Below are 5,551 nucleotides of genomic sequence, written 5' to 3'. Positions count from 1 at the left end.
CGCGCGCGGCGAGCCCATCAGCGGGGACGAGGCGGAGCGGGTGGAGGCCGCGCGGCGCGGGGGCGGACGGTCGGATGCGGCTGTCGCCGACGCCACGACCGATGCCGGGCCGACGGACCCCGGCTCCAGGCCCGTCGCGCGCTGAGCGAGCCGCCCTTGCCCGCCTGGGGCAGGGGCGGCTTTCTGTCAAGGGGCTCCCCTTTCGCGTCCCGATCGAGCAGTGTTCATCGTGGGGGCAGCGAGGAGAATGATGGAGCACGATCCAGACCGGAGATTCACGCTGGTCGAGGTGAGCGCGAGCGACTGGGCGATCCACGATCTGCAGTACCCGGAGAACGACCACCGCAGAGTCGTCTGCACGATCTTCGAGGATGCCCCCACCGAGGTGGAGGTGCTGTGGCGCCGCGACCTCCCGCTCGCCCTGCGGTACTCCTCCGCCGAAGACGTCCTCGAGGCCGTGCGGCGGTTCCAGGACTCCTCCCGTGCGACGCGCCCCATCCCGATCCCCCACCTGCCCCCGGCCCGCGGCGCGAACGGCAGAAGGTCTGCACCACGCTGACACGCCGTGATGATCAGGTGGACGCGATATGTCGGTCTGCGCCAGACTGACGAGCAGTAGGCCGTCCCCCACCTCGCCTGGAGTCCCCGTGTCGTCACCCGCACCCACCGCATCCTTCTGGAAGACCTTCTGGGAGAGGGGCGGCTGGTGGCGAGCCCTCCTGCTCACCGCCGTCTACTTCGCCCTGTTCCAGCTGTTGTCACTGGTCTTCACCCCTCTCGCCGAGCAGGTCCAGGACCCGGCGGGCACAGCCGGTGTCGCGGTGTTCTACCTGCTGCCCGAGATCATCGGAGCCGTGATCCTGGCGCTCTTCACCCTGTCAGTCGGATGGTGGCGCGAGCTCTTCGCGCGGCAGCCGATCCGCGGCCGTGGCTGGATGTGGATCGCGATCGTTGTCGTCCTGCTCTTCAACATCCTCCGGTTCGCCACGATCGACTATGGAGCTGTCGGCGTCGACGTCGTCCTCACGTGGCTGCTCACCGGACTCCTGATCGGGCTGACGGAGGAGGTCCTCACCCGCGGCCTGGTCGTGACCCTGATGCGCAAGGCCGGCTACCGCGAGATCGTCGTCGCGGTGATCTCGGCCACGCTGTTCTCCCTCCTCCACGCGGGCAACCTGCTCTCGGGACAGCCTCTGCTGACCACCGCGATCCAGGTCCTGTACACCTTCGCCTTCGGCATCCTGATGTATCTGGCCCTCCGCGTCACCGGCACGCTGATCGCACCGATCCTGCTGCACGCGAGCACGGACCCGAGCATCTTCCTGCAGTCCGCGTATCCCGCGGACGGTGCACTCACGGCCTTCGCCGCCTTCGGCAACATCGCGGTGATCATCACCGGGTTCGTGCTGATCTTCTTCATCCGCGGTCGCGTCGGCGACGCCCAGCCGTCCTTCTCCGAGACGCGCCCCGCATGACGGCGCCGTCGCTCCGCGTGCAGCCGCGGGTATGGATCGGCCTGATCATCTGGGTCGGCTACATCGTCGTGGTGTTCGCGATCCAGAAGTCCACGGGGATCCCCTACGACACATGGGGCGACAGCGCCGGCAACCTCTTCTTCGGCGCCGGGCTCTCCCTCATCGTCGCGACGATTCTCCTCGCGATCACCACGAGCCTGCTCGGCTGGTGGGGCCCGGCGATCCACGAGGCGCAGCGCAGCCGTCACACCTGGCCGATCTTCGTACCGATCCTGGTCGCCGTGGCCGCCGTGCTGAATCTCGCCGGTACCGATTGGAGCGCGTACAGCGGTGCGTTCCTCGGCGCTTCGCTCGTGCTCCTCCTGGTCGGCTTCACGGAAGAGATCGTGCACCGTGGACTGCTGCTCACGGCTCTGCGATCCCGGTTCGCCGAGGTCTGGGTGTGGCTCCTCTCCTCGGCCCTCTTCGCGGTGATGCACTTCGTCAACGTGCTTCTCGGCGCACCGTTCGCCGGCACCGTCAGCCAGGTGGGCACCGCCTTCCTCATGGGGACGGCGCTCTACATCCTGCGCCGGGTGACCGGATCGCTCATCTGGGCGATGGTGCTGCACGGCGTGTGGGACTTCTCGGTCTTCGCCGCGGGGGTGGGCACGCCGAGCGGGGTCTCCGTGATCGCCAACCTCCTCTACCTGCTGGTGGGGATCGTCGGTGTCGCGATCGTCTGGGTCGTGATCCGCGGAGTGGACGAGCGCACCCCCGCGCTCGGGTCGGCCTCACTGCAGTAGGTCTGCCTCCGGCCAGTCGGTCACGACGACCTTCCCGATGGTGCGGGACGATTCGACGATCTCGTGCGCCCGACGCATGGTCTCGGCGTTCAGCGGGGTGAGGTGGGTCGTGACCGTGGTGCGGAGGGTGCCGTCGTCGACGAGGGTGGCGACGCTCTCCAACAGGTCATGCTGGTAGTGATCGGCGGGGTCGGTGACCGGCCGGGTGAACATGAGCTCCCAGTGCCAAGTGACGCTCTTCGCCTTGAGCGCGTCGATGCTGCCCCCTGTCTCGTCGATGGAGACCACCTGTCCTCGTGGACGGATGACGTCGGCGATCGCGCGGACGTTGCCGGGCGTGAACGACGTGAACACGTAGTCGACACCGGTCGGAGCGAGGGCCGACACCTCGGTGGTGAAGTCACGGCCGACGACGTGATCCGCGCCCATCTTCCGCACCCACTCCGCCGTCTCAGGCCGAGAGGCCACCGCGACGACCTCGAGACGGGTGAGCGCCTTCGCGAGCTGGATGATCAACGATCCGACGCCCCCTGCGGCGCCGATCACCAGGAGCACGCCCTCGCTCTCGCGGGTGAGGGCGAGGCGGTCGAACAGGCTCTCCCAGGCGGTGATGACGGTGAGGGGCAGAGCGGCCGTCTCGGCCACCGAGAGCGTGTGCGGCGCATGCCCCACGATGTTCTCGTTCACGAGGTGGTATCGGGCGTCGGTGCCGGGGCGGTCGATCTGCCCGGCGTAGTAGACGCGATCCCCCACCGCGAAACGCGTGACCTCGTCACCGACGGCGACCACGACTCCCGCCGCGTCATATCCGAGGATCCGCGGCGCACCCGACGTGGGAGCGCCGGCGCGCACCTTCACGTCGACGGGATTCACCGACACGCCCTGCACCTCGACGAGGAGATCTCGACCGACGGGGTTCGGCACAGGAAGCGAGATGTCGCTGAGCGACGTGGGATCGGTCACGGGACGTCGACCGCGGGCGCCGATCGCGGGCATGCGCTCGGGGAGCGGATGCGACGAGGAGGCGGAGTTCGGAGTGTTCGTGGTTGGCATGCGCGTCACGCTATCCGAAGCACTCTAGTTACCCGCAAGCGCTCCTGGTATCCAAGAGATACTGGCTTGCACCGTGGAGATAGGCGACCTCGGCGGAGCGTTCCCGTCGCAACGAGCGCCGAGTCGCGATCCACAGCAGCGAGGCTGTTACATTCAACGGCATGCGCGCAGCGAACTCGCCGGTCAGAGCAGCGGACCAGGAACGGTCGGATCGGCGCGGACTCGCGGTCAGCCTCTGGATCCTCATCCCTCTGATCCTCCTCGTGACGTACTTTGCGCAGATCCTCGAGTCGTTCAGCGCTGTCGGCTGCGAAGGCGACTGCGATCTGGATCTCGCCTTCGGCGCCCGCGCCGCTTATCCGTGGGCGATCGGGGCCTCGGTCCTCGCGGCGGTGGTCGTCGCCGTGGTGTGCCGACGCACGAGGAAGCCCGCGTACTGGGGCCCCTTGCTCGGCGTCATCCTCGTCCTGCTGTCGGCGATCGTGACCAGCATCCTGTTCCAGGTCGGCCTGGCCCCGATGCACGAGCGGAACGACAGGATCGCGAGCGGCGAGATTCCGGTCGAGACACCACCGCCGCTCCCCGACCCGGTCGGAGACTGGGAGGCGAGCGTCGGCGGCACCCCGTACCTGCGGTTCTCCGCCGACGGCACCGTTGACGGCAACGACGGATGCAACGACTTGAGCGGCCGATGGACGCAGGAGTCCTCCGGCAGGATCGACCTGGAAGCGCTCGTCCCCCAGACGACGAACGTGTGCGACGGCGTCGACACCTGGCTGAGCGTCGGTCGTTCGGCCGACATCGTCGACGGCTACATGTACGTCAACGGCGATATGGACTCACCCATCGGAGGCCTGCAACCGGCACGCTGAGGCTCGAATCGCACCCCGGGAACCAGAAAAACCCCGGCGAACCGGGGTTTCGTTCTGTAGCAGGAGCGGGGCTTGAACCCGCGACCTCACGATTATGAGTCGTGCGCTCTAACCAGCTGAGCTACCCTGCCGCGAGGCATCCGTCCGCGTGAGAAGAATGCTTGCGAGCCCCGAGTCAGGATTGAACTGACGACCCCTTCCTTACCATGGAAGTGCTCTGCCACTGAGCTATCGGGGCGTGCTGCCCCTCGCGGGGCAACCGTACGAGAATACCATCACTGTGGCGTCCTCATGAAATCGAGCCGGTCAGTACGACGTTCGACCGGCATTCTCCTTGAGCCACGGCATCGGGTCGATGGTCGATCCGTTGACGATGAGCTCGAAGTGCAGGTGGGCGCCGTAGGAACGGCCCGTGTTTCCGGTCTTGCCGACGACAGTGCCGACCGTCACCGTGTCGCCGGCCTTGACGTTCAGAGAGCCGTACTGCATGTGCGAGTAGTGGCTCGTGATGACCTGGCCATCGATGACGTGATCGATGTAGACCGTGACACCGAAGGCGCCGCCCTGCTCGGTCGCGATGCGGACCGTGCCGTCGGCGATGGCCTGGATCGGCGCTCCGTTGCCCGGCACGAAGTCGATGCCCTCATGGAGGCGGCCGCTGCGCATGCCGTAGCCGTAGCTCATGCCCACACCGACGAGGAACGGCCACTGGATCGCGGCGTCGGGGTCGTTCGTGAAGATCTCGCCCGAGTAGTTGATGCCTTGCTCCGCGGCGACCTCGGCGAGCGAGACCGTGCTGAAGTCATCGGCGCGGGTGAGCGCCTCGCTCTCGACGCCGGATGGCGCGACGAACGCCTGGATCTCACCCTCCGCCGTGTCCTTCGCTTCTCCGGCGGAGGACGAGACCAGCGACATCGACGCCGCCGAAGCACCCTGTACGCCGGCGACCGCCTCGGCGGGGAGCGTCATGGACACCGCGAGGAGACCGGCGAGGCTCATCACCCCGACGGTCGCGCTGAGAGTCACGGCCTTGCGGATGTTGCGGGGACGACGGGCGGCCACATGCATGGCGGCGACGGGCTCGTCGTCGGAGGCGCGCGCCGACTGCGCCCGCGCACGGTCGGCTGCGGAGACGGTGGGAACGGAACCGGTCGCACGGAACGCGCGGGACGCACGCTCGAACGCGTCGGTGTCGTCGCCGGGCACGTCGGGGACATCGGCGATGATCGGCTCCGGGTTCGGAGCGATGAAGGGCTCGACCAGCGGCTCGGCGGCGACGTCGTCGGCCGTGGGGCGCTGACGGGCGGCACGCCGGGAAAGCGGGGCGACAGCAGCGAGGGCGACGGCCGTGGCGTCGACGGCGGCA

Annotated in this window: 6 protein-coding genes and 2 tRNA genes; 4 read left to right on the top strand and 4 right to left on the bottom strand. The window is 68.0% G+C overall.

Going from position 1 to position 5,551, the window contains the following annotated elements; genetic code table 11:
- Nucleotides 1-250 precede the first annotated feature (250 nt).
- The 3 genes from B2869_RS08740 (at nucleotide 251) to B2869_RS08730 (ending at nucleotide 2,260) form a co-directional block, all read left to right on the top strand.
- Nucleotides 251-559: a hypothetical protein gene (locus B2869_RS08740; protein WP_292765165.1), complete on the top strand. Its 309-nt coding sequence runs from the start codon at nucleotides 251-253 to the stop codon at nucleotides 557-559.
- Between the two features lie 88 nt (nucleotides 560-647).
- The gene (locus B2869_RS08735) at nucleotides 648-1,475 is read left to right on the top strand and encodes a CPBP family intramembrane glutamic endopeptidase (RefSeq protein WP_292765163.1); all 828 of its coding nucleotides are present in this window, start codon (nucleotides 648-650) and stop codon (nucleotides 1,473-1,475) included.
- On the top strand, nucleotides 1,472-2,260 hold the full coding sequence (locus tag B2869_RS08730) for a CPBP family intramembrane glutamic endopeptidase (RefSeq protein WP_292765160.1): 789 nt from the start codon (nucleotides 1,472-1,474) through the stop codon (nucleotides 2,258-2,260). Before B2869_RS08735 ends, B2869_RS08730 begins: the two co-directional genes overlap by 4 nt.
- Here B2869_RS08730 and B2869_RS08725 read toward each other — a convergent pair.
- On the bottom strand, nucleotides 2,249-3,313 hold the full coding sequence (locus B2869_RS08725) for a zinc-binding alcohol dehydrogenase family protein (RefSeq protein ID WP_292765157.1): 1,065 nt from the start codon (nucleotides 3,311-3,313) through the stop codon (nucleotides 2,249-2,251). The genes B2869_RS08730 and B2869_RS08725 overlap by 12 nt on opposite strands.
- Before the next feature lie 161 nt (nucleotides 3,314-3,474).
- Here B2869_RS08725 and B2869_RS08720 point away from each other — a divergent pair, with 161 nt between their 5' ends.
- Nucleotides 3,475-4,185, top strand: a complete 711-nt coding sequence (locus B2869_RS08720) for an META domain-containing protein (protein WP_292765154.1) — start codon at nucleotides 3,475-3,477, stop codon at nucleotides 4,183-4,185.
- A 57-nt stretch (nucleotides 4,186-4,242) separates the two neighbouring features.
- On the opposite strand, the gene B2869_RS08715 is transcribed toward B2869_RS08720, so the two are convergent.
- From B2869_RS08715 to B2869_RS08705, 3 genes are all read right to left on the bottom strand, one after another.
- Nucleotides 4,243-4,316: transfer RNA gene (locus B2869_RS08715), tRNA-Met, on the bottom strand.
- A 35-nt stretch (nucleotides 4,317-4,351) separates the two neighbouring features.
- A tRNA-Thr gene (locus B2869_RS08710) sits at nucleotides 4,352-4,423 on the bottom strand.
- Between the two features lie 68 nt (nucleotides 4,424-4,491).
- On the bottom strand, nucleotides 4,492-5,551 hold a 1,060-nt coding region (locus tag B2869_RS08705; protein ID WP_292765151.1), incomplete at its 5' end, for a M23 family metallopeptidase.

It is taken from the genome of Microbacterium sp. UBA3486 (assembly GCF_002377845.1).
Classification (GTDB): Bacteria; Actinomycetota; Actinomycetes; order Actinomycetales; family Microbacteriaceae; genus Microbacterium; species Microbacterium maritypicum_A.
Note: the sequence above shows the minus strand (reverse complement) of the source record. Positions and strands in the feature narration are given on the sequence as shown.

Coding starts and splice junctions, on each gene's coding strand:
- B2869_RS08720 (WP_292765154.1), top strand. CDS start 3,475: ATGCGCGCAGCGAACTCGCCGGTCAGAGCAGCGGACCAGGAACGGTCG.
- B2869_RS08740 (WP_292765165.1), top strand. CDS start 251: ATGGAGCACGATCCAGACCGGAGATTCACGCTGGTCGAGGTGAGCGCG.
- B2869_RS08730 (WP_292765160.1), top strand. CDS start 1,472: ATGACGGCGCCGTCGCTCCGCGTGCAGCCGCGGGTATGGATCGGCCTG.
- B2869_RS08725 (WP_292765157.1), bottom strand. CDS start 3,313: ATGCCAACCACGAACACTCCGAACTCCGCCTCCTCGTCGCATCCGCTC.